This window comes from Pseudarthrobacter sp. HLT1-7 (genome assembly GCF_059383435.1).
This window is the reverse complement of record NZ_JBWZCH010000013.1, coordinates 97,346-117,578: the sequence shown is the minus strand read 5'-3', so window position 1 is coordinate 117,578 and position 20,233 is coordinate 97,346. Positions and strand designations below refer to the sequence as shown.

The following is a 20,233-nucleotide window of genomic DNA, read 5'->3' as shown; positions in this document are numbered from 1 at the left end:
GAGGACCAGGTTCTTCCCTCAAAGACGCTTTTTTCCTCAAGGAAGAACTGTTGATCGATGGTGTTTCCATGTGTGTCGCAATTCCCGTTCATAGGGGGTGTTGCAACGATCACTAGAACTCGCCGGGACCAGGCACAATGGCACTATGTCCATCCGCTGGCTCCGGCGCGGGGCATGTCCCTTTGGGCCGGTGTCCATTCCAGCGGGACATGCCCATTCTTCGGACCCGGGACCGGGCAGAATGACACTATGTCCATCCGCTGGCTCCGGCGCGGGGCATGTCCCAGAGTCCGGCCGCCGCGCCCGGACACCCGACGAGCTAACGAAAATGCCGGCTAGCCGCTGCGGCGTCCGCCGAGTACCCGGAGCGTCAGCCCCAGGGCCAGCAGCATCCCGCCAAGCACCACGGCGACCAGGATCCATTGCCCGAAACTGCCGGTGGAGGCCGCAACAAACTCGCGTTTGAAAATCTCCGCGACCTCGTTACCGCTCTTCGTCCGTGCCACTGCAGCCCCGGCGGCGTCAGATGCCAGCTTCCAGGCGCCTGCCAGCACGAGGGCGCCCGCCCCCGCTCCGGCGAGGACGGTCCAGCGGCGCCCGGCCGCAACCAGGGCGATGGCGAACGCGATAACGGCACCGACGCCCACGGCGTAGCCCATCGGGGCGTAAGCAGAAACCCGCTCGAGGAACTGCCGCTGGCTGGGCTGCCCGATTTTGATCAGGACCTGGGCGGGAGCCTCCAGCGGCAATCCGGTGGCCTCGGCCACCTGTTTGGCTACCAGCCCGGCCAGCGGCGCGGCGTCAAGGGTTAGGGCGCTCACCCCGTCGATTTCAGCGGGCCGGGTGTCCGGGTCGACAAAACTCAGCCGGTGGCTCCTGCGCAGGGTCTCTGTCCAGGCCTCGGGATACCCGGGCAGACCGGTCAGGGACGTCGCCGCGCTCTCCAGGACCGGCCGAGCCAGTTCGGTGAGGACTGCGGGGATCCGGTCCGAACCGAGGCTGCCGACGGCGGCCGCAGCCAGCCGCTGCCGGAAGACGGGGTCCGTGCCGAGCGGCCCGGTCAGGGCCACGAAACCGTCCTCCTGGACGATATTCCGGTCCACCCACATGGCCGGAACGGCGATAGCTGCCATAACAAGCCCGATGAGAACAGCCATGGCCGAGACAAAAGTGCGCAAGAGAGATCCTAGGAAGGAGGAGGCCGGGAGTAGTGCCATCCTACGGCGGCGGTCCCGGGATCTATAAAGTCCGGCTCTGGTGGTAAAGCTATGGATAGAGTTGAGCAGACAATCCGCAGCAGGCAGACCCAGCAATTCATTAAACACAGCACTTCGGCAGACACAGCAATTCATTAGACACAGCCCTTCGACAGACCCAGCCCTTCGACAACCACATCCCCGCAAAGGACCAGCACACATGCACAAGGCAATCTCCGCCACGGGGTACGGGCGTGTCTGAGGACGTCGCGGCGGCCACCACGGTCCCGGCCACAGCTGCGGAAACCAGCCCGGACAACCCTTGGCCGCTGCAGCTGATGTCACAAAAGCTCAAGATGCACATCGACCGGGCGCCCTCCGCCTGGGTCGAAGGGCAGGTCATCGAGTTGAACCGGCGCGGCACCAACGCCTATCTGACCCTGCGTGATGTCGACGCGGAGATCTCCCTCCCGGCGTCCGTCTGGACCAACGTGCTGGACCGACAGGAGACGCCGCTGGAACGCGGCTCCCGTGTGGTGGCCCTGCTCAAGGCCGACTTCTGGCTGAAGACCGGACGGCTGAGTATGTCCGTCAAGGACATCAGGCCGGTGGGGCTCGGCGATCTGCTGGCCAGGATCGAGCGGCTCCGCCAGGCCCTCGCTGCCGAGGGCCTGTTTTCGGACGCCCGGAAGAAACGGCTGCCCCTGCTCCCCCACCGGATCGGCCTGATCACCGGCCGGGATTCGGACGCCAAGAAGGATGTGCTGCGCAATGCGGCGCTGCGCTGGCCCGCCGTCGAATTCGAGATCCGTGAAGTGGCGGTCCAGGGCAACACCGCCGTCGCGCAGATCATCGGCGCGTTGCGCGAGCTGGATGCCCGCCCCGAAGTGGACGTGATTGTCATTGCCCGTGGCGGCGGCGCCCTCGAAGATCTGCTGCCCTTCAGCAACGAGGACCTCATCCGCGCCGTGGCCGGTGCTGTGACGCCGGTGGTGAGCGCCATCGGCCATGAGGCGGACCGGCCGATCCTTGACGATGTGGCGGACCTGCGCGCCTCGACCCCCACCGACGCCGCCAAACGGATCGTCCCGGACGTGGTGGAAGAGCTCGCCCGCGTCCGGCAGGCCCGGGACCAGCTACGGCGCGGAGTCACCCGGCTGGTGGAACGGGAGACCGACCGGCTGGCCGCGCTGCGTTCGCGCCCGGTGCTGGCTTCCCCCGAGGGCATGGTCACCACACGGAACGACGACGTCGAGCGGCTCAAGGGCCGCTCCCGCGCGGCGGTCACCACCGCCGTCGTCCGGGCCGCCGACCAGCTGATCCACCTCAAGTCGCAGATCCGGGCGTTGTCTCCGCAGAAAACGCTGGACCGCGGCTACGCCGTCGTGCAGCTCACCGGCGGTGAGCCGGTTCCGGGAGCAGGCCGGGAAGTGGTGCGCCACCCCGGCCAGGCCCCGTCGGGCACGGCGTTGACGGTACGCGTGGCCGGCGGCCGCTTCAGTGCGGAGTCCACCGGAGGCCAGGAGCCCGCCGACGACTGACCCGGCGGACTCCGCCCGGGTCGACGACATTTTCCAGAACCACCGTCCTCCGGGACCAGCAAGGAGCAATACGCCATGGCAGCTGAAACGAACCCCAATACCGATATCGAGGCCCTGAGCTACGAGGACGCCCGCGAACAACTCCTCGTCGTCGTCAGCAGGCTGGAAGCCGGCGGTGCGAGCCTGGAGGAATCCCTGGCCCTGTGGGAACGCGGCGAGGCGCTGGCCAAGCGCTGCGAGCAGTGGCTCGAGGGCGCCCGCAAGCGGCTTGCCGCAGCCCGCGACCAGGCCGCGCAGACCGGCTAGGCACGCAGACCGGCCGTGCGCCCCGGGCCGGACTCAGGAGCGTTCCACCAGCTCCCGCTCCATACCGACGTCCAGATCAGGTACCGGCCACAGCAGCTTCAGCCCCTCCAGGGCCTCCAGCAGCAGCTGCTGGACCGCGATCCGGGCGTACCACTTCTTGTTGGCCGGCACCACGTGCCACGGGGCTGCCTTGGAGCTCGTCTTGTCGAAGGCCGTCTGGTAGGCGTCCATGTAGTCGGTCCAGAAGGCCCGTTCCTTGAGGTCGTTGCTGCTGTATTTCCAGAGCTTGGCCGGGTCGTCCAGCCGCGCCAGCAGGCGTTCCTTTTGCTCGTCCCGGCTGATGTTGAGCATGACTTTGACGATCGTGGTGCCGGCCGCCGTCTGCCGGGCCTCGAAGTCGTTGATGGCCGTGTAGCGGCGCTCGAGTTCCTCGGGGCTGGCCCAGCTGTGGACACGGTGGATGAGCACGTCTTCATAGTGCGAACGGTCAAAGACGCCCACCATGCCCGCGGCCGGCGCCTCTTTCTCGATCCGCCACAGGAAGTCATAGGACTTCTCCTCCGCGGTGGGGGCCTTGAACGACTTGAGCTGGACCCCTTGCGGGTTCATGGAGCCCATCACGTGCGTGACAATTCCACCCTTTCCGGCGGTGTCCATGGCCTGCAGGATGAGCAGGATGCGCCGGGTACTGCCGAACCTGGACCCGGCAAATAGCTGCTCCTGGAGCTGTGCGAGGTTGTCATCCAGGTCAGCGAGCAATTCTTCGCCGGCGTTTTTGTCCCCGTCATAGCCCGGGGTGGAGTCCGGATCCGAGTCCTTCAGGCTGAAACCCTTGCCCGCCTTCAGGGTGGCTGCGGGATTCTTCGTAAATCTCACGACGTCTGCCATCAAGGGCCTCTTTCCGGTTCACGCAGCCTCCGTTAGGGACACATGGGAGCACCCATGCCGCGCTGCTGTCCTCAGGCTAGTTGCCCTTGTACCGGCTCAGGAAGTCCGCCATGCGGTTGATTGCCTCTTCGAGGTCCTTCACCAGCGGCAGCGTGACCATCCGGAAGTGGTCGGGGCGGACCCAGTTGAAGGCGCGGCCGTGGGAGACGAGGATCTTTTGCTCGCGCAGCAGGTCCAGGACGAATTTCTCGTCGTCGCGGATGCGGTACACCTCGGGATCAAGCTTCGGAAACAGGTACATGGCACCCCGCGCCTGCTGTGTGCTGACGCCGGGGATGGCGTTGAGCATGTCGTAGGCCTTGTTCCGCTGCTCAAGCAGGCGCCCGCCGGGGAGGATCAGATCGTTGATGCTCTGGTACCCGCCGAGCGCCGTCTGGATCGCGTGCTGCGCCGGGACGTTGGCGCACAGGCGCATGTTCGCGAGCAGGCTGATGCCCTCGAGGTAGTCCGCGGCATCCTTCTTGGGTCCGGAGATGGCCATCCAGCCGGCCCGGTAGCCGCAGACCCGGTAGGCCTTGGAGAGGCCGCTGAACGTCAGGCAGAGGACGTCGTCCCCGGTGAGGCTGGCCATGTTCACGTGCACGGCGTCCTCGTAGAGGATCTTCTCGTAGATCTCGTCCGCGAAGAGCACCAGGCCGTGCTTCTCGGCGAGGGCCACGATCTTCTTCAGCGTGGCCTCCGGGTAGACCGCACCCGTGGGGTTGTTGGGGTTGATCACCACGAGGCCCTTGGTGCGCGGGGTGATCTTCGCTTCGAGGTCCTCCAGATCCGGCTGCCAGCCGGAGTCCTCATCGCAGAGGTAGTGCACGGGCCTGCCGCCGGCGAGGGCCACGGAGGCAGTCCACAGCGGGTAGTCCGGTGTGGGGATCAGGACCTCATCACCGTCGTTCAGCAGCGCCATAAGCGACATCGTGATGAGCTCGCTGACGCCGTTGCCCAGGTAGATGTCATCGACGTGGATGTTCTGGATTCCGCGGGTCTGGTAGTACTGCGACACTGCGGTGCGGGCGGAGAAGATCCCGCGGGAATCGCTGTAGCCCTGGGCGTGCGGCAGGTGCCGGATCATGTCCACCAGGATCGCGTCCGGAGCTTCGAAACCGAACGGCGCCGGGTTGCCGATATTCAGCTTGAGGATGCGGTGTCCCTCGGCCTCCATCTGCTGGGCGGCTTGGAGGATCGGTCCACGGATGTCGTAGAGGACATTATGAAGCTTGGTGGACTGCTTGAATTCTGCCATTCATCAAATATGCCATATGGCGGATGTACTGCGTCCGCGTCATGTCTCACAGCCGTTTCCGGCCGTCACAGGCACCGGGACCACCTCGGCAAACACGACGGCGGCAACCGGACCCCGCCGTGAGGCAAAGTCCGGCAGCCGCCGTCGTACGTCAGGAAATGAAGGAGGTGCGCCCTACTTGACCAGTCCCTTGTCCTTGAGCCATGCGGCCGCAGCGTCCTTGGGGTTCTGCTTCTGGCTTCCGCTGACCGCGCGGTTGAGGTTGATCAGGTCATCCGTGGTGAGGACCTTGGAGACCGAGTTCAGGGCTTCTTTGGCCTTGTCCGTCATCTTGGCCTTGTTGTAGAGGGGCAAGACCTGCTGGGCGATGAAGTTGTTCTTCGGGTCTTCGAGCACCACCAGATCGTTGTCCGCGATGGACGGGGTGGTGGTGTAGATATCGGCCACCTGGACCTGGTCCGAGAGCAGGGCCTTCAGCGTAACGGCGCCGCCGCCGTCGCTGAACGGTTCCAGCTTCTTGGGGACGCAGTTGTAATTCTTCTTCAGGCCCGGCAGGCCGTAGGCGCGCTCGGCGAAGGTCGCCGGGGCGCCCACCACGATCTCGCCGCAGACCTTGGCCAGGTCCTCGAGGGACTTCAGTTTGTACTTCTCGGCGGTGGCCTTGGTGACCACCATCGCGTCCTTGTCCTCGGCCTTCGAGGCGTCGAGCACGGCAAGGCCCTCCGGCAGCTTGCCGGGCAGCGCCTTGAAGATGTCCTCGGCAGAGACCGCTGTGGCATCCTTGCTGACGTGCAGCAGCAGATTGCCGCTGTAATCGGGGATAACGTCCACCGAGCCGTCCTGCACGGCCTTGAAGTAAACCTCGCGGGAACCGATGTTCGGCTTGGTGCTCGCCGTGATGCCGGCCGCGTTCAGCGCACCGGCATAGACCTCGGCGATGATCTGGCTCTCGGGGAAATCGGCGGAACCGATCACAAGGGCTGAGCCGGACGCGGCACCACCGGTGGCGGGAGCGGACGAGAGCGGATTGGATGAGCCTCCGCAGGCGGACAGAGCCATGGCCAGGCCCAGGCCAGCGGCCAGGCCGCCGAATGCGCGCCTGGCAAGTGCTTGGGGGCGGGGTTCTTTCATGACGTACCTCCTTGAACAACAGGCTCCGGGGTTACGGGGTCTGTGAGATCCACCGCAGCCTGCTGGCTCCGGTTTGGCTGGGATGAGGCCCCCCGTGACAGGAAGAGCCGCTGGAAAAGGGCAAGGACCAGGTCGATGGCGATGGCGAGCCCCGCGATGAGGAGGGAACCGCCCAGCATCTGCGGGAAGTCGGACAGGACAAGCCCGTCGAACAGGTAGCGGCCGAGGCCACCGAGGTTGATGTATGCCACCACCGAGACGGTGGCGATCACCTGGAGGACACCGGTCCGGAAGCCGCCGAACATCACCGGCAGCGCGTTGGGGAACTCGGCGCGGAAGAGCACCTGGAGTTCGGTCATACCCATGGCCCGTGCTGCGTCCACGACGTTCCGGTCGACGCTGGAGATGCCGGCGTAGGTTCCGGCAAGCAGGGGCGGCACGGTCAGGATCACAAGGGCCCAGACCGGCGGCATGAGCCCGATGCCGGCCAGCAGGACGAAGAGCGTCAGCAGGCCGAGGGTGGGCAAAGCGCGGAGGGCGCCGGCGAGGGCCACGACGGCCACCCGCCCGCGGCCGGTGTGCCCGACATACAGTCCGATGGGAATGGCGATGGCGGTGGCGATCACCATCACCAGGCCCGTGTACTGCAGGTGTTCGGCCAGCCGCGCCGGGATCCCGGCGCTGCCGGACCAGTGCTCCGGCTCGGCGAGCCAGGCGAGGGTGTCCGTGACGACGTTGCTCATGCGTTTCCCCCGCCGGACTTAGGACGTGAAAACCGCTGTGCCGCGGACGGAAGGGCCGCCTTGTCCGGGGTGGGTCCCTGTGCTGCGGCGGCCCGGGTCCACGGCGTCAGCAACCGCTCCAGAAGCACCAGCACGGCGTCCATCAGCAGCGCGAGGATGAGGATGGCAATGATGCCCACGATCACCTCGGTGACGAAGTCGCGCTGCAGCCCCGAGGTGAACAGCATTCCGAGGTTCCCGATGCCGAGCAGTGCCGCGACGCTGACAAGGGAGATGTTGCTGACCGAGACCACCCGCAGCCCGGCAAACAGCACCGGCAGCGACAGCGGCAGGTCGATCTGCAGGAAGCGGGCGAACGGCTTGAAGCCCATCGCGACGGCGGCCTGCCGCAGGTCCTCGTCCACGGAGTCGAAGGAATCCAGCGCGCCACGGACCAGCAGTGCGACGGCGTAGACCGTCAGGGCCACTACCACGTTGACGGGATCCAGGATCCGGGTACCGAGAATGGTGGGGAGGATGATAAAAAGCGCCAGCGAGGGAATGGTGTAGAGCAGCGAGGAGGCCGTCAGGACCACCGAGCGCAGGGCACGGTTCTGCCTCGCGAATTGGGCGAGCGGGATGGAAATCAGCAAGCCGAAGATCATCGGCAGGATAGCCAGGACGAGGTGCTGGCCGGCCAGGCTGACGACCTGCCCGCTGTTGGCCAGGAACCAGTCCATCAGAGCGCGCCTTGCCGGGCCACGCGGTCCGATTCGATCACGGCGAGCACCTCATCGGCCTTGATGACACCGGCTACCCGGCCCTCAGAGTCCACGGCAACGCCGAGTCCGGAGGGCGAGGAAAGGGCCGCGTCGAGCGCGCGCCGGAGCGTGTCACCCTTGCGGAAGAGCGAACCGCCGGGGACCATCGCCGGGACGGCTCCGGTGACCGCGCCGGGGCCGGCCCAGCCGAGGGGGCCCAACCCGCCGTCGACCACCAGCTGCCACTCGTCCGGGATGCCGCCGTCTTGCTGGAGCTGCTCCGGGGTGATGGTCCGGGCCTGGTGGATGGTGACGCCGTCGGAGGGGCTGAACCCGAGGTGCCGGAAGCCGCGGTCCCGGCCCACGAAGGACGCCACGAAGTCGTTCGCGGGGGCGCGCAGGATTTCCTCGGGGGTCGCGTACTGCGCCAGTTTGCCGCCGAGGCCGAATACTGCCACCTTGTCCCCCAGCACCGTGGCCTCGTCAATGTCGTGGGTGACGAAGACAATGGTCTTGGCCAGGTCCCGCTGGAGCCGGAGGAGCTCCTGCTGGAGTTCGTCGCGCACCACGGGATCGACGGCGCTGAACGGTTCGTCCATAAGGAGCACGGGCGGGTCGGCCGCGAGCGCCCGGGCCACGCCGACGCGCTGCTGCTGGCCGCCGGACAGCTGTGAGGGGTACCGCTTGCCCAGCGACGAGGCCAGGCCGACGACGTCGAGCAGTTCCTGTGCGCGTTTCCGCGCCTCGGTCTTGGAGACTCCGTTAAGCCTGGGCACGGTGGCGATGTTGTCCAGCACGGAACGGTGCGGCATCAGCCCGGAGGACTGCATAACGTAGCCCATGGACCGCCGCAGCTTGGCCGCCGGAACCGAGGTGACGTCCTCGCCGCCCACGGTGATGGTTCCCGACGTCGGCTCGACCATGCGGTTGATCATCCGCAGCGAGGTGGTTTTCCCGCAGCCCGACGGGCCGACAAAAACCGTGATGGCCCCTTTGTCAATGGACATGGTCAGATCATCCACGGCAGCCTGCCCGCTTTGGTACTGCTTGGTGACACTCTGGAACTCGATCATGGCTTCAGCCATTTCCGGGCTTACCTAACTGTTGGCGGCGACGACGGACCGTCCGGCCAACTGATCATATGCATGCTGATTTTTTTGCTGCAAAGCGGGTAGAACCCAGCGTAGCCAGCGACGGCGAGAAAGTCAGTGCCTCAGCGGCTGCCGTCCCGATTCGTAAGAGACCGCATGTTGCTTCGTAGGAGACTGCCTTTTGGATGGGTGCCATACAACGCGGGGTCACTCCGCGCCCATTCCACCCGGCGGAATGGGCGCGGAGTGACCCCGCGTTGCTTTTTGTCGCTGCGCCCCGTCAGCGGCTCCGCCGGGCGCCCCCTTTGGCCCCGCCCCGGCCGGCCCCGCCCCGGCCCTTGCCGCCAGGCCTGGCTCCCTGTTCCTCAGCCTTCTCATGACTGGCCCGTTCTGCCGAGCGCTGGCTTTTGCCGGCAGCTGCGAGCTTTTGCTGCCACTCCCGCTGATACGCCCGGCTCGCTGCCGCGTCGTGGCGCCGGCCCAGGGCGGCCACTTCGCGCTGCAGCTTCAAATAGCTCGTCCAGCGGCGGTCATCGAGGGAGCCATCCGCGAGCGCAGCCTGCACGGCGCAGCCCGGTTCCCGGCCGTGGGCGCAGTCGGAGAAGCGGCACGCCCCGAAGAGGTCCTCCAGGTCGCCAAAGATCTCCGCCATCCCGTCATCCGCGTCGAACAGTCCGAAGCCGCGCACGCCCGGAGTGTCCATCAGCACGGCCCCGCCCGGCAGCGGCACGAGTTCACGGGACGTCGTGGTGTGCTTGCCTTTCCCGTCCCCCGCCCGGACTGCGCCGGTTTCCTGCGCCTCGAAGCCGGCGAGGGCGTTGATGAGCGTGGATTTGCCCGCGCCCGAGGGTCCAAGCAGCACGAGGGTTCCGCCGGGCGGCAGATGGCCCAGCAGTTCATCGAGACCGTCGCCCTGCTCGGCCGAGGTGGTGACCACGGCGACGCCGGCGGCCTGGCGCATGACCTGCCCCACGACGTCGTCCGCCACGTCCCGGAGGTCCGCCTTGGTGATGATCACCAGCGGTGTGGCGCCGGAGTCCCAGGCGGCGACCAGGGTGCGTTCGAGCCGGTTGTGCGTGAGCGGGCGGTCCACCGGGACGACCACGCCGACGACGTCCATGTTGGCGCCGAGCACCTGCGCCTCCGAAGACCCTTCGAAGGCTCGCTTGCGGCTCAGCTCCGAGTGGCGCGGCAAAACTCCCACGATGGCGGGTTCCCCCGCAGTATTGGTGCCGAGCCAGACCCAGTCCCCGGTCGCGGGAAGGTCCCCGCCGCGCGGATAGGGCAGGTGGAGCGCCCCGTCCCGGGCGGCGACGAGAACCAGGTTCCGGTCCACCCGGACAACCCGGCCCGTGCCGGTGCCGGCCGGCACGGGGTTGGCCGCGAAGTGTGCCGCGACAGCAGGGGTGTAGCCGTAGCGGTCCGGACCTGCGGTTGCGTCGATGATGTGGCTGGTTTTGGCGGCGTCTGGAGCGCCCGGTCGCACAAACGAGGGGTTTACAAAAGAAGAAGTCAACGAAGTCCCTTGGCTGGGGCCCCGGTGCACAGGCCGCGCTGGGGGTTCACGTGGAACCAGGCAGCTGATGCGGGCTAGGAGGTGCGAGAAGCCGGGGCAGGAGTACTGATATGGCTGGTATCGGCGCGCATCGCGCGCTGCGCAATTGCAGTCATCGTCTCCACCTCCCCGCTTTTGTTACCGCTTCGTCGTTGCCACTCTCGCCGGTGCGTGCCGGTGCGTGCCGGTGCGTGCCGGCTGCGTGCCGGCTGCGTTCCTAGGATATCCATGCCTGCCCCGGTGTGGCTACGGGAAAACTTCAGGGAAGTTTGCCGTTTAGCGGCCGCTCACGGTAAAGCCGGAACGCGGCGTCCACGAGCGAGACCTTGTTCAGCCCGTCGACGTCGGCCAGCGGGATCCAGGCCGCGTGGGTGGTGCTGCCGTTCACCTCGTGCCGCAGCTCCCCGCCGGTGATCTCCGCCTCGTAGACAAGGCGCAGGGACTGGAAGTCCCGTTCGCCGCCGTCGATCCGGATCTCGGCAGGCCAGTGCCCGACGTCGATCCCCAGCATGGTGCCGATCTCGGCGTCGTACCCGGTTTCCTCGTAGACTTCCCGCCGGCACCCATCCACCGGGTGCTCGGCCAGATCGAGGCCTCCGCCGGGCAGGGTCCAGCCTTCCTTGCCGCCCTGTTTCCAGTACGCCAGCAGGATGGCGCCGTCGCGGATGATGACGGCGTAGGCGGCAGGGCGGGTGTCGAAGTTCAGGCTCATTCCCCCAGCGTAGCGGCGGGACTAGCCCTGGCGGGTGTGGTCCAGGCCGGACTTGTCCTGTTCGGCCACGAGCTGGAGCACTCCGAAAACAGGCTCCCGCTCCAGGACGCGCACGTCGCTGATCCCTGCGGCAGCCAGGGCCGAGCGGAAAGACTCCTGCAGCCGTGGCACGTTCATGCCGAGTCCGCCGCCGAGGATCACCGGGCCGTCGATGCCCAACTGCCGCAGGCACTGCACCGCGAGTCCGGCAAGATCGCGACCGGCCTGGTCCACGAGCGCCTGGCTTGCGGTATGGCCGGCGGCGGCGGCCTCGACCACGGACCGGGCCCGCTGAGCCCAGTAGCGGCGTCCGGTGTCCGTGGAGTGGAAGAGCGCGATCAGCTTGGCGGGGTCCTCCACGCCGCAGTAGGCCAGCAGCGCCGTGGTCAGCTCGTCCGGTTCCAGCCCCAGGTTCATGCGGCGAAGGCTATGGCGGACTGCCTCGCGGCCCAGCCAGTAGCCGCTGCCTTCGTCGCCCAGCAGATAACCCCAGCCGCCGGCGCGCGCCTCGTCGCCTTGGCTGTTCCTGCCCCAGGCTGCCGAGCCGGTGCCGCCGATAACCGCGACGCCGGTGTTCGCCCCGCCTGCGGCCAGCAGCAGCCGTGAATCGTGGACCACGGTGATCCGGGCGCCCGGAACATGCGGGGCAATCAGGGCAGCGAGCGCCGCGGCGTCGGCGTCGGTATCGATGCCGCCCGCTCCCGCATAGACCTGGCCCACGGCTCCCCCGCCGATCAGGGCAAAGAGCTCCGCGAGGTGACGGGCGGCTTCCTCCCGGCTGACGTTCTGGACGTTTGAGCTGCCTACCGATTCATCGGCCACCGCCAGGCCGTCCTCGAAGCGGACGCCGCGGGTCTTAGTTCCGCCAATATCAAGGCCAATCACGGCGCCGGCCGCAGGGGCCCGTGCGGGGGACGGCCCGGTTGCCGGCGACGGTGAGGACGCCGGCGGGGAAGGCCTAGAGACCGCATGGGTATAAGGGGACACAGCGTCCGCCGCCGGCGGGATGTCAGAATGGGTCACCAGACCAGCCTACTGAATCGTCTCCAGGAGTGAGTCATGCCGCACGCCCTCTTCGGTACCCGCATCATCGCCGCTCCGATGGCCGGCGGGACGTCCACGCCGGCCTTCGTCACCGCCGTGCACGCCGCCGGGGGCCTGGGCTTTCTCGCCGCGGGCTACAAAACCGTGGACGCCATGAAGGCAGAAATCCGCAGCACCCGGGACTCCGGGGCACGTTTCGGGATGAACGTCTTTGTCCCCGATCGCGCCCGGCTGAAGCCGACAGATGGCCTGCGCGCGAAGGTCGAGGCCTACCGCTCCGAGCTGCGCGTCGATGCCGCACGCTACGGGGTGCAGCTCCCGCCGCTGCGGTTCGACGACGACGATCACTGGCAGGCCAAGATCGACGCGCTGCTGGAGGATCCGCTGGAACTGGTCAGTTTCACCTTCGGGCTGCCGGGCGCGGAGGTGATGCGAGCCTTGCGCCGGGCGGGCTCCGCGGTGCTCGCCACGATCACCACTGAGGCTGAAGCGCTGCAGGCCGCCGAACGCGGCGCGGACGCGCTCGTGGTCCAGCATACGAGCGCCGGCGGCCACAGCGCAGCGTTCCTACCGGGCGGCGGAGAACGGGGTGGCGGGTCCGGCGGGCCGGGCGGGCATGGCGGGTCTGCCGGACCGGGCGGCGGTCAGCCGGCTACGACGGCGGAGCTGGTCGCCCGGGTGCGGTCCGCCGTCGGGCTCCCGCTGATTGCCGCCGGCGGGGTCATGGACCGCTCCGGGCTGGACGCCGTGCTGGCCGCCGGAGCCGACGCCGCCCAGCTGGGCACCGCGTTTCTTCGCACGGATGAGAGCGGAGCCCGGCAGCTGCACAAGGATGCCCTGGCCAGCCCGCACTTCACCCGGACCCGGCTCACCGCCGCTTTCACCGGCCGCCAGGCCCGGGCGCTGGTCAATGAGTTCGTCCGGGACCACCCGCACGCACCCGAGGCCTATCCGGCCATCCATCACTTCACCGCTCCGCTGCGCGCGGCCGCGGCTGCTGCCGGGGACCCGGAGCGGCTGAACCTCTGGGCCGGCACAGGCTGGCGGCAGGCGCGGACCGGTTCGGTGGCGGAGGTGGTCGCGGACGTGACGGCAGGGCTGCCCGCCGGCGACTGACCACCATCCGCAGCGCCGAACCCGCCGACCACCACCCGCCGTCTGGGATGCCGTCTCCGGGAGGCGCCGATCATGGTGCTGGCGCGTGCGACCGCCCGGTTGACTGTGGAAAGCAGCAGGCCCAGCACTTCGGCGGTGACGGTGACGTGCCTGGTGCGCCCGAGCCCGGCCAGCAGCGGAAGAAGTTGCACGAGTTGTTTGCGTTCCACGTCCATGGCGCCGGCTGTCCTCATCCGTTCCGTATTTGACGTTGATTGTATGGAAATCATGCATTGGATGCATGCCCTGGTCCACGCCTATGGTGGGGGGATGCCACGACTCGCATTACCCCGCCGCGCCGCCGCACGCGTTCCGCCCGGGTCACCCGTCCCGTCTTCCGACGACGGTCATCCGGCCGCTGACGGTGCGGCTCACGCTGCGGCTGACGGCGCGGCTCACGCTGCGGCTGCGGCTCACGCGGACGCTCCCGCCTGGACAGGACATCCGAAAGGATCCGCGGCGTACAGGAAGGTCCTTGCCGGACTGGCCTTCGCCGGCGTCGCGACCTTCGCCCAGTTGTATTCCACCCAGGCGGTGCTGCCCATGATGGCGGCGGACCTGCAGGTCACGGCGGCGGAAGCGGCCCTGACCATCTCGCTGGCCACCGTGGGCCTCGCCGTGACCGTACTCCCGTGGTCCTTCCTGGCCGACCGGATCGGCCGGGTCCGGGCCATGATGTGGGGCATCTCCGGCGCCACTGTCCTGGGGCTGCTGGTTCCGCTCGCCACAACCTTTCCGATGCTCCTGGGTCTGCGGATGCTGGAGGGTATGGCCCTGGGCGGCATCCCCGCCATCGCGATCGCGTACCTCAACGAGGAGGTCGACAAGGCCCACGCCGCCATGGCGGCCGGAAGCTACGTCGCGGGCACCACCTTGGGCGGACTCTCCGGCCGGCTGCTGGCCGGCGTCGTCGGCGAGCTGTGGGGATGGCGGGCCGCGGCGCTGGCCGTCTCCCTCCTGGCCGCGGCGGCAGCCGTGTTGTTCCTGGTCCTGGTGCCGCAGGCGCGGGGATTCACGGCTGCGGCGGCCAGCGGCTTCCGCGGCGCGCTCCGGACCCTGGCGGGCCACGGCCGGAATCCCCGGCTCCTGGCCCTCTACGTCCAGGCGTTCCTGCTGATGGGCGGCTTCGTGGCGGTCTACAACTACCTCGGCTTCCGGCTTACCGGGGAACCCTTCAGCCTGCCCGCCACCGTCATCAGCCTGATCTTTCTCGCCTACCTGTCCGGAACGGTGTCCTCACGCTGGGCAGGCGGGCTGACCCTGCGGTTCGGGCGGCGCAGCGTCCTGATCGCCGGAACCGTGCTGATGGTGGTCGGCCTGGCCATGACACTCACCCAGCTGCTGGCCCTCATCATGGCGGGCCTGCTGCTGTTTACCGGCGGCTTCTTCGCGGCGCACAGCGTCGGCGCGGGCTGGACCGGAGTCATTGCCACGACCGGCCGCGCCCAGGCGGCCTCGCTCTACAACCTCGCGTACTACCTCGGCTCGAGCATCATCGGCTGGGCCGGCGGGCTGGTCTTCCAGTCACTCGGCTGGACGGCCCTGGCCCTTACCGTGATCGGGCTGGCGTGCACGACGGCGGTGATCACCGCCGTCGTGCATCCCGCACGGCAGCAGCCGGTGCCCGGGGCACCGGCACCGTAGCGCTGGAACGACCGCAGGGCTAGCTCGCCTTTTCGCTGATTCGTCCCTGAGTCTTGGCCCGGGGCCGGGAGGGCACGGCTCAGGGACATGCCCCGCGCCGGGGCCAGCGGCTGGACATAATGGCATTGTGCCCAGTCCCGGGCGCGAAGAATGGGCACGTCCCGCGGGACTGGACACCCGACCCAAGGGACATGCCCCGCGCCGGGCCCAGCGGATGGACATAATGGCATTGTGCCGAGTCCCGGGTGCGAAGAATGGGCATGTCCCCCGCCCCCGCCCACCTGTGCGAAAACGTCCTGGCGCTGCCTAAACCCCCGCCGAACCAAAGAAAATGCCCGCTAGCGCGTCGACTCGATCGCCTGCACGAGGTCAGCCACCACGTCCGAGGGGTCCTCGAGGCCCACCGAAATGCGGAGCAGGCTGGCGTGCGGCTTGGCCTCGGCGGTCACCGGCCGGTGGGTGAGCCCGGCCGGGTGCTGGATCAGGGTGTCGATGCCGCCGAGCGAGACCGCGTGCGTGATCATGCGGACCGCGGAGGGTATCCGTTCGGCGTGGTCGGCGCCGGCCATCTCAAAGGCCAGCAGCGAACCGGGGCCGGCCATCTGCGTCCCGATCAGGCCCTGCGGATCGCATTCCGGCAGACCGGGGTAGAAAACGCGCCGGACCAGCCCGTGGCCGGCGAGGGCGACGGCCACCTTCTGCGCGCTGGCCTGCTGGGCGCGGACCCTGACCGGCAGCGTCGCCAGCCCGCGGTGGAGCAGGTAGGCCGGCCAGGGCGTCAGGATACCGCCTGTGACGGCGCGGATCTGGCGCAGCCTGGTGGTCCATTCCGGTGCCGCGGCCACGACGCCGCCCATGGCGTCGCCGTGCCCGCCAAGGAATTTCGTGGCACTGTGCAGCACCATCGCGGCACCGTGCTTGAAGGGCTGCTGGAGGACAGGGCTGGCGAAGGTGTTGTCGACCAGGAGCGGGACACTGTCCGCGGCAACGGCCACCCGGGCGATGTCGACGAGTTCCAGGCTGGGGTTAGCCGGCGTCTCCAGGATGACCAGTCCGGTGTCCGGCCGGAGGGCGGCGCGGACGCCCTCCGGGGTGGAGAACGTGACCTCGTTGCCGAGCACACCCGAGGCGAGCAGGTAGTCGCTGCCGCCGTACAGGGGACGGACCGCGACCACGTGTTTCTTTCCGGTGGCCACGACAGCGAGCAGCACCGCGCTCAACGCCGCCATGCCGGTGGCAAAGGCGACGGCCTCCGGGGTGTCCTCCAGGACGGCGACGCCCTCCTCGAAGCGGGCCACGGTGGGGTTCCAGAGCCGCTGATAGACCGTGCTCTGGCCCTCAACGTGGGTGCCGCCGGTGGCCATGTGCTCATAGGCGAGGCCGCCGTCGTGCACCGAGGGAAGCGGCGCCGTGGTTGAAAGATCGATGGGCACCGCGTGCACACCCAGTTCAGTGAGGCCATTCCGGCCGGCGTGAACGGCCAGCGAGTCTTGAGAAAGCACCTTGCTCCTTATGAATATTCACCATTGAATGTGGCAAGTATCTGGCAATAATTCGGAGTTTTATAGGGCTAATGAATGGAACTGTCGGAATCCGGCGTTTATGATGAACAGACCACATGTCAAGGAGGATCCGTGAATAGCAGTGCGAAGAATATTCGGCCGGGCGCGGGTGCCGGCGAGCCGCTGGACGCTATCGATGAGCGGTTGCTCGCGGCCCTCGTCGCCGATGCCCGCATCTCCAACAAGCAGCTGGCGGAACTCGTTGGCATCGCCCCGTCCACCGCGCTGATGCGCACCCGCGCCCTCTCCGAACGCGGGATCATCCAGGGGTTCGAAGCCAAGCTCAGCCTGTCCGCCATCGGCCGCTCGGTGCAGGCACTGATCGCCGTCCGGCTGCGGGCGCACGACCGCGAGCAGATCGACCGCTTCACCGCACGGGTCCCCAAGCTGCCGGCCGTACTCTCAACCTTTCACACCTCGGGCTCGGTGGACTACCTGTTGCACATCGCGGTGGCCACCACCGAGGACCTGCGCGACTGGGTGCTGGACAACCTGGCCACCGATCCCGTAGTGGGCCACACCGAGACCACACTCGTGTTCGACCACATCCAGGGCAACCAGGGCCCGCTCCCGGACTAGAGCGCGTCCCGGCGCAGGGCCGTACGAAGGGTGATGACCGCGAGGGTCCCGGCGGCAATCGAGCAGAGCACCACAAAGCCGGCGACGGCCGCCTGCAGGCCGACCACGCCCGCGGCAACCCCCAGCCCGATGACGGGGAACGCGCTGCCCAGGTAGGTGATGACGTAGACGGTGCTGACGATCTGCGCGTGGCGCGAGGCCTCGACTTTTCCAGCCACATCGTTGAACACGGTCCGGAAGGACACGCCCTGGCCGACGCCGGCCGTGATGCTCGCCAGGATCAGCAGCCACGGGCTGCTCCAGGCGGCGGCAGCGGCAATCAGCAGCACCGATACCGCCAGCACGCCCAGCCCGGCCGGCACCACAAAGCGTCCCCGCACGGCCAGCAGCTGGCTCAGGGCCGAGGACCCGAGCGTCACTCCCGCCAACAGGCCGATCAGCGGCCGTGACTCGGCGTGGACGATCGCCGCAAAGTAGCCGGGCGCAAGCGAGAGGCAGAAGCCGAAGACCGCGAAGCTGAGGAACCCCACCGAGGAGGCCAGCCAGAAGGCCCCGCGGGCCTCGCTGGACACGGACGGCCGGCGTGGTGCCAGCACCCGCAGCGGCTGGGGCCCTGCGATGGAGCTGACGGCCGGCCGCGCTCTGAGCAGGTACAGCGGGACCAGCAAGGCTACCAGGACGAGGGAATGCACGTAGTACGGCGTGGACGTTGGCACGGGAAGGAGCGAAAGCACTCCGCCGATGGCCGGCCCGGCGGCCACTCCACCGGCGGAGGCCAGGAGCGTGAACCGCGAGGCCCATTCCGGACGGCTGGGAAGCAACTCACGGAGCGCCGCGGAGCTGGCTCCGGTGGCGAGTGCCACCGCGATGCCCTGCAGCGCCCGGCCGGCACAGAGCGCTATGAGGCTGTCGGCGGTGGCGAAGACGGCGCCGCCTGCCAGCCCCACCAGGACCGCCAGCACCAGGGCGGCGCGGCGGCCGATGTGGTCCGACCAGTGCCCGGCGAGCATCAGCGTCGCCACGAGCGCCAGGACATAGGCGGAGAAGGCCACTGTGACAGCCAGGGCGGTGATGCCGAGTTTGGCCTGCAGCAAGGGGTACAGCGGGGTCGCCAGATTGGCACCCACCAGCAGTGTGAAGATCACGACGCCGGCCATGACCAGCCGCGCGGTGGTGGAAGCATCCCAGGCCCGGCGGTCAGCCGTGGCCGGGCGCATGCGGAGTTCGCTAAAGACAGACAAGCCCGGGCCCTTTGCATGGAAGCGGGCCGCGCGCTTTACCTCTGGTGGGGGAACCGCCGGCCCGGTGACAATTGGTCCCTAAAGTTTGACGCCTTCATGACCTATTGGGCTAAGGTCTGTGTCAAAATTGATCAAAAGAGTCAATTGCAAGCTGCCAAAGTGAACTGGAGTGATGATTTGAACAGTCTGGACCCCACCGACCTGAAAATCCTGCTGGAACTGATCAGGGACCCGCGGATCCAGATCGGCGACCTCAGTGAATCCCTGGGCATCGCACGGAACACCGCCCAGTCCCGCCTGCGGCGGATGCAGCGCTCCGGTTTGCTGCACGACGGCGGGCGCGAGATCGACCTTGAGGCGGTGGGCTACGACGTCGTCGCATTTGTCACCATCGAGGTGAACCACCGCGAACTCGACGGCGTGGTGGGCGCCCTGCGCCTGATCGCGCAGGTCCTGGAAGTCCACGAGATCTCCGGACGCGGCGACGTCTGGTGCCGGGTGGTGGCCGCCGACACGCATAACCTCCAGGCCGCCCTGCGGTCCATCCTGCGGATCAAGGGCGTCATCAGGACGGAGACCGTCCTGGCCCTCCACACGCACATCCCGTACCGCACCGAGCCGCTGATCAGCAGGCTCGCCCAGGGCAGTTCACTGGCTCCCGGCCGCTCGAAGTGACGGTCCGCACCCTGCGGCGCGGCGCGTTCGGCAGCCGCTGCCGCCGAACTCCCCGGGGACACGGGACAATTGCCCCGTGACTATCATCGATAACGCCGTTTACGTTGACGGCGTCCGCAGCGCCGAGCCGCAAAGCCTCGAGCAGACCTTCGAGACCCTGACAGAGCGTGGCGGCATGGCGTGGATTGGCCTTTACCGGCCAACGGAAGCCGAAATGGCTGCCGTGGCGGCGGAATTCGGACTGCACGGACTGGCCGTGGAGGACGCAATCTCGGCGCATCAGCGCCCCAAGCTGGAACGCTACGACGACAACCTCTTCACTGTGCTTCGCCCGGCCCGGTATCTGGAGGAATCTGAGACGGTGGAATTCGGCGAGCTGCACGTCTTCACCGGCAAGAACTTCGTGGTGACAGTTCGGCACGCCGAGACCGGCGGCGTCGCGCAGGTGCGCCGGCGGCTGGAACGGCGCCCGGAACTCCTGGCCCAAGGTCCCGAGGCGGTACTGTATGCGCTGCTCGACCAGGTAGTCGATGACTACCTGCCTGTCGTTGCCGGGCTGGAAAACGACATCGACGAGATCGAGGACCAGCTCTTCAGCGGCGACACGACCGTCTCCCGACGGATCTACGAACTCGCCCGCGAGGTGATCCAGTTCCAGCGCGCCATCCACCCGCTGCCAGCCATGATGCAGCTGCTCCGGCGCGGCTTCGAAAAATACGGCGTGACGAGCGAGCTGCAGCACAACCTCCGCGATGTGGAAGACCATGTGGCGCGGCTGATCTCGCGGGCCGATTCGTTCCGCGACCTGCTGCAGAACGCCCTCACCCTCGACGGGACCCTGACCGCCACCCGGCAGAATGAGGCGAGCGCGGAACAGAATGAGCAGGTCAAGAAGATCTCATCCTGGGCCGCCATCTTTTTCGCCCCGTCCATTGTGGCGGGCATCTACGGCATGAACTTCCAGTCGATGCCAGAGCTGCAGTGGACCTTCGGCTATCCCATGGCCATCGGGCTGATGGCGGCCACGGCGACGCTGATGTACGCCATTTTCAAGAAAAAGGGCTGGCTGTAGCCCCGGCAGGCTGACGTCAGGC

Annotated in this window: 19 protein-coding genes; 7 read left to right on the top strand and 12 right to left on the bottom strand. The window is 67.8% G+C overall.

Annotation, left to right across the window (positions count from 1 at the left end):
• Positions 1–335: 335 nt before the first annotated feature.
• Positions 336–1,178 (bottom strand): hypothetical protein, encoded by an 843-nt coding sequence (locus AC50X6_RS13370; RefSeq protein ID WP_494966689.1) that lies wholly within the window; start codon positions 1,176–1,178, stop codon positions 336–338.
• A 272-nt stretch (positions 1,179–1,450) separates the two neighbouring features.
• Between AC50X6_RS13370 and xseA the strand changes: the two genes are divergently transcribed.
• Positions 1,451–2,737 carry an exodeoxyribonuclease VII large subunit gene (gene xseA, locus AC50X6_RS13365; RefSeq protein ID WP_494966688.1) on the top strand — a complete coding sequence of 429 codons (1,287 nt, stop codon included), beginning with the start codon at positions 1,451–1,453 and terminating at the stop codon, positions 2,735–2,737.
• Between the two features lie 75 nt (positions 2,738–2,812).
• Positions 2,813–3,043, top strand: coding sequence for an exodeoxyribonuclease VII small subunit (locus AC50X6_RS13360; protein ID WP_494966687.1), 231 nt, complete (start codon positions 2,813–2,815; stop codon positions 3,041–3,043).
• A gap of 33 nt (positions 3,044–3,076) precedes the next feature.
• Here AC50X6_RS13360 and AC50X6_RS13355 read toward each other — a convergent pair whose 3' ends face one another.
• The 9 genes from AC50X6_RS13355 to AC50X6_RS13315 all read right to left on the bottom strand — a co-directional run bounded on the left by AC50X6_RS13355 (position 3,077) and on the right by AC50X6_RS13315 (position 12,124).
• The gene (locus AC50X6_RS13355; protein WP_494966686.1) at positions 3,077–3,931 is read right to left on the bottom strand and encodes a polyphosphate kinase 2 family protein; all 855 of its coding nucleotides are present in this window, start codon (positions 3,929–3,931) and stop codon (positions 3,077–3,079) included.
• A 76-nt stretch (positions 3,932–4,007) separates the two neighbouring features.
• Complete coding sequence (locus AC50X6_RS13350; protein ID WP_326968025.1) at positions 4,008–5,228, bottom strand: pyridoxal phosphate-dependent aminotransferase; 1,221 nt, start codon at positions 5,226–5,228, stop codon at positions 4,008–4,010.
• A 174-nt stretch (positions 5,229–5,402) separates the two neighbouring features.
• Positions 5,403–6,359 carry an ABC transporter substrate-binding protein gene (locus tag AC50X6_RS13345; protein WP_494966685.1) on the bottom strand — a complete coding sequence of 319 codons (957 nt, stop codon included), beginning with the start codon at positions 6,357–6,359 and terminating at the stop codon, positions 5,403–5,405.
• Entirely contained in the window at positions 6,356–7,102 is a 747-nt protein-coding gene (locus AC50X6_RS13340) for an ABC transporter permease (RefSeq protein ID WP_494966684.1), read from the bottom strand. Before AC50X6_RS13340 ends, AC50X6_RS13345 begins: the two co-directional genes overlap by 4 nt.
• Positions 7,099–7,821, bottom strand: coding sequence for an ABC transporter permease (locus AC50X6_RS13335; RefSeq protein WP_494966683.1), 723 nt, complete (start codon positions 7,819–7,821; stop codon positions 7,099–7,101). Before AC50X6_RS13335 ends, AC50X6_RS13340 begins: the two co-directional genes overlap by 4 nt.
• Entirely contained in the window at positions 7,821–8,927 is a 1,107-nt protein-coding gene (locus tag AC50X6_RS13330; protein WP_494966682.1) for an ABC transporter ATP-binding protein, read from the bottom strand. Before AC50X6_RS13330 ends, AC50X6_RS13335 begins: the two co-directional genes overlap by 1 nt.
• 286 nt (positions 8,928–9,213) lie before the next feature.
• On the bottom strand, positions 9,214–10,419 hold the full coding sequence (gene rsgA, locus AC50X6_RS13325; RefSeq protein WP_494966695.1) for a ribosome small subunit-dependent GTPase A: 1,206 nt from the start codon (positions 10,417–10,419) through the stop codon (positions 9,214–9,216).
• Between the two features lie 328 nt (positions 10,420–10,747).
• Entirely contained in the window at positions 10,748–11,200 is a 453-nt protein-coding gene (locus tag AC50X6_RS13320) for an NUDIX hydrolase (protein ID WP_494966681.1), read from the bottom strand.
• Between the two features lie 21 nt (positions 11,201–11,221).
• Complete coding sequence (locus AC50X6_RS13315) at positions 11,222–12,124, bottom strand: N-acetylglucosamine kinase (RefSeq protein WP_494966694.1); 903 nt, start codon at positions 12,122–12,124, stop codon at positions 11,222–11,224.
• A gap of 174 nt (positions 12,125–12,298) precedes the next feature.
• On the opposite strand from AC50X6_RS13315, the gene AC50X6_RS13310 reads away from it, so the two are divergent.
• Positions 12,299–13,399 carry a nitronate monooxygenase gene (locus tag AC50X6_RS13310; RefSeq protein WP_494966680.1) on the top strand — a complete coding sequence of 367 codons (1,101 nt, stop codon included), beginning with the start codon at positions 12,299–12,301 and terminating at the stop codon, positions 13,397–13,399.
• 309 nt (positions 13,400–13,708) lie between these two features.
• Positions 13,709–15,082 carry an MFS transporter gene (locus tag AC50X6_RS13305; RefSeq protein WP_494966679.1) on the top strand — a complete coding sequence of 458 codons (1,374 nt, stop codon included), beginning with the start codon at positions 13,709–13,711 and terminating at the stop codon, positions 15,080–15,082.
• Positions 15,083–15,420: 338 nt separating this feature from the next.
• Here AC50X6_RS13305 and AC50X6_RS13300 read toward each other — a convergent pair whose 3' ends face one another.
• Positions 15,421–16,584, bottom strand: coding sequence for a trans-sulfuration enzyme family protein (locus AC50X6_RS13300; protein WP_494966678.1), 1,164 nt, complete (start codon positions 16,582–16,584; stop codon positions 15,421–15,423).
• A gap of 132 nt (positions 16,585–16,716) precedes the next feature.
• On the opposite strand from AC50X6_RS13300, the gene AC50X6_RS13295 reads away from it, so the two are divergent.
• Entirely contained in the window at positions 16,717–17,223 is a 507-nt protein-coding gene (locus AC50X6_RS13295) for an Lrp/AsnC family transcriptional regulator (RefSeq protein WP_326968016.1), read from the top strand.
• On the opposite strand, the gene AC50X6_RS13290 is transcribed toward AC50X6_RS13295, so the two are convergent.
• Positions 17,220–18,464: an MFS transporter gene (locus tag AC50X6_RS13290; RefSeq protein ID WP_494966677.1), complete on the bottom strand. Its 1,245-nt coding sequence runs from the start codon at positions 18,462–18,464 to the stop codon at positions 17,220–17,222. The genes AC50X6_RS13295 and AC50X6_RS13290 overlap by 4 nt on opposite strands.
• 177 nt (positions 18,465–18,641) lie before the next feature.
• Between AC50X6_RS13290 and AC50X6_RS13285 the strand changes: the two genes are divergently transcribed.
• Entirely contained in the window at positions 18,642–19,139 is a 498-nt protein-coding gene (locus tag AC50X6_RS13285) for an Lrp/AsnC family transcriptional regulator (RefSeq protein ID WP_494966693.1), read from the top strand.
• Between the two features lie 76 nt (positions 19,140–19,215).
• On the top strand, positions 19,216–20,211 hold the full coding sequence (corA, locus tag AC50X6_RS13280) for a magnesium/cobalt transporter CorA (protein WP_494966676.1): 996 nt from the start codon (positions 19,216–19,218) through the stop codon (positions 20,209–20,211).
• The last annotated feature ends 22 nt before the right edge of the window (positions 20,212–20,233 follow it).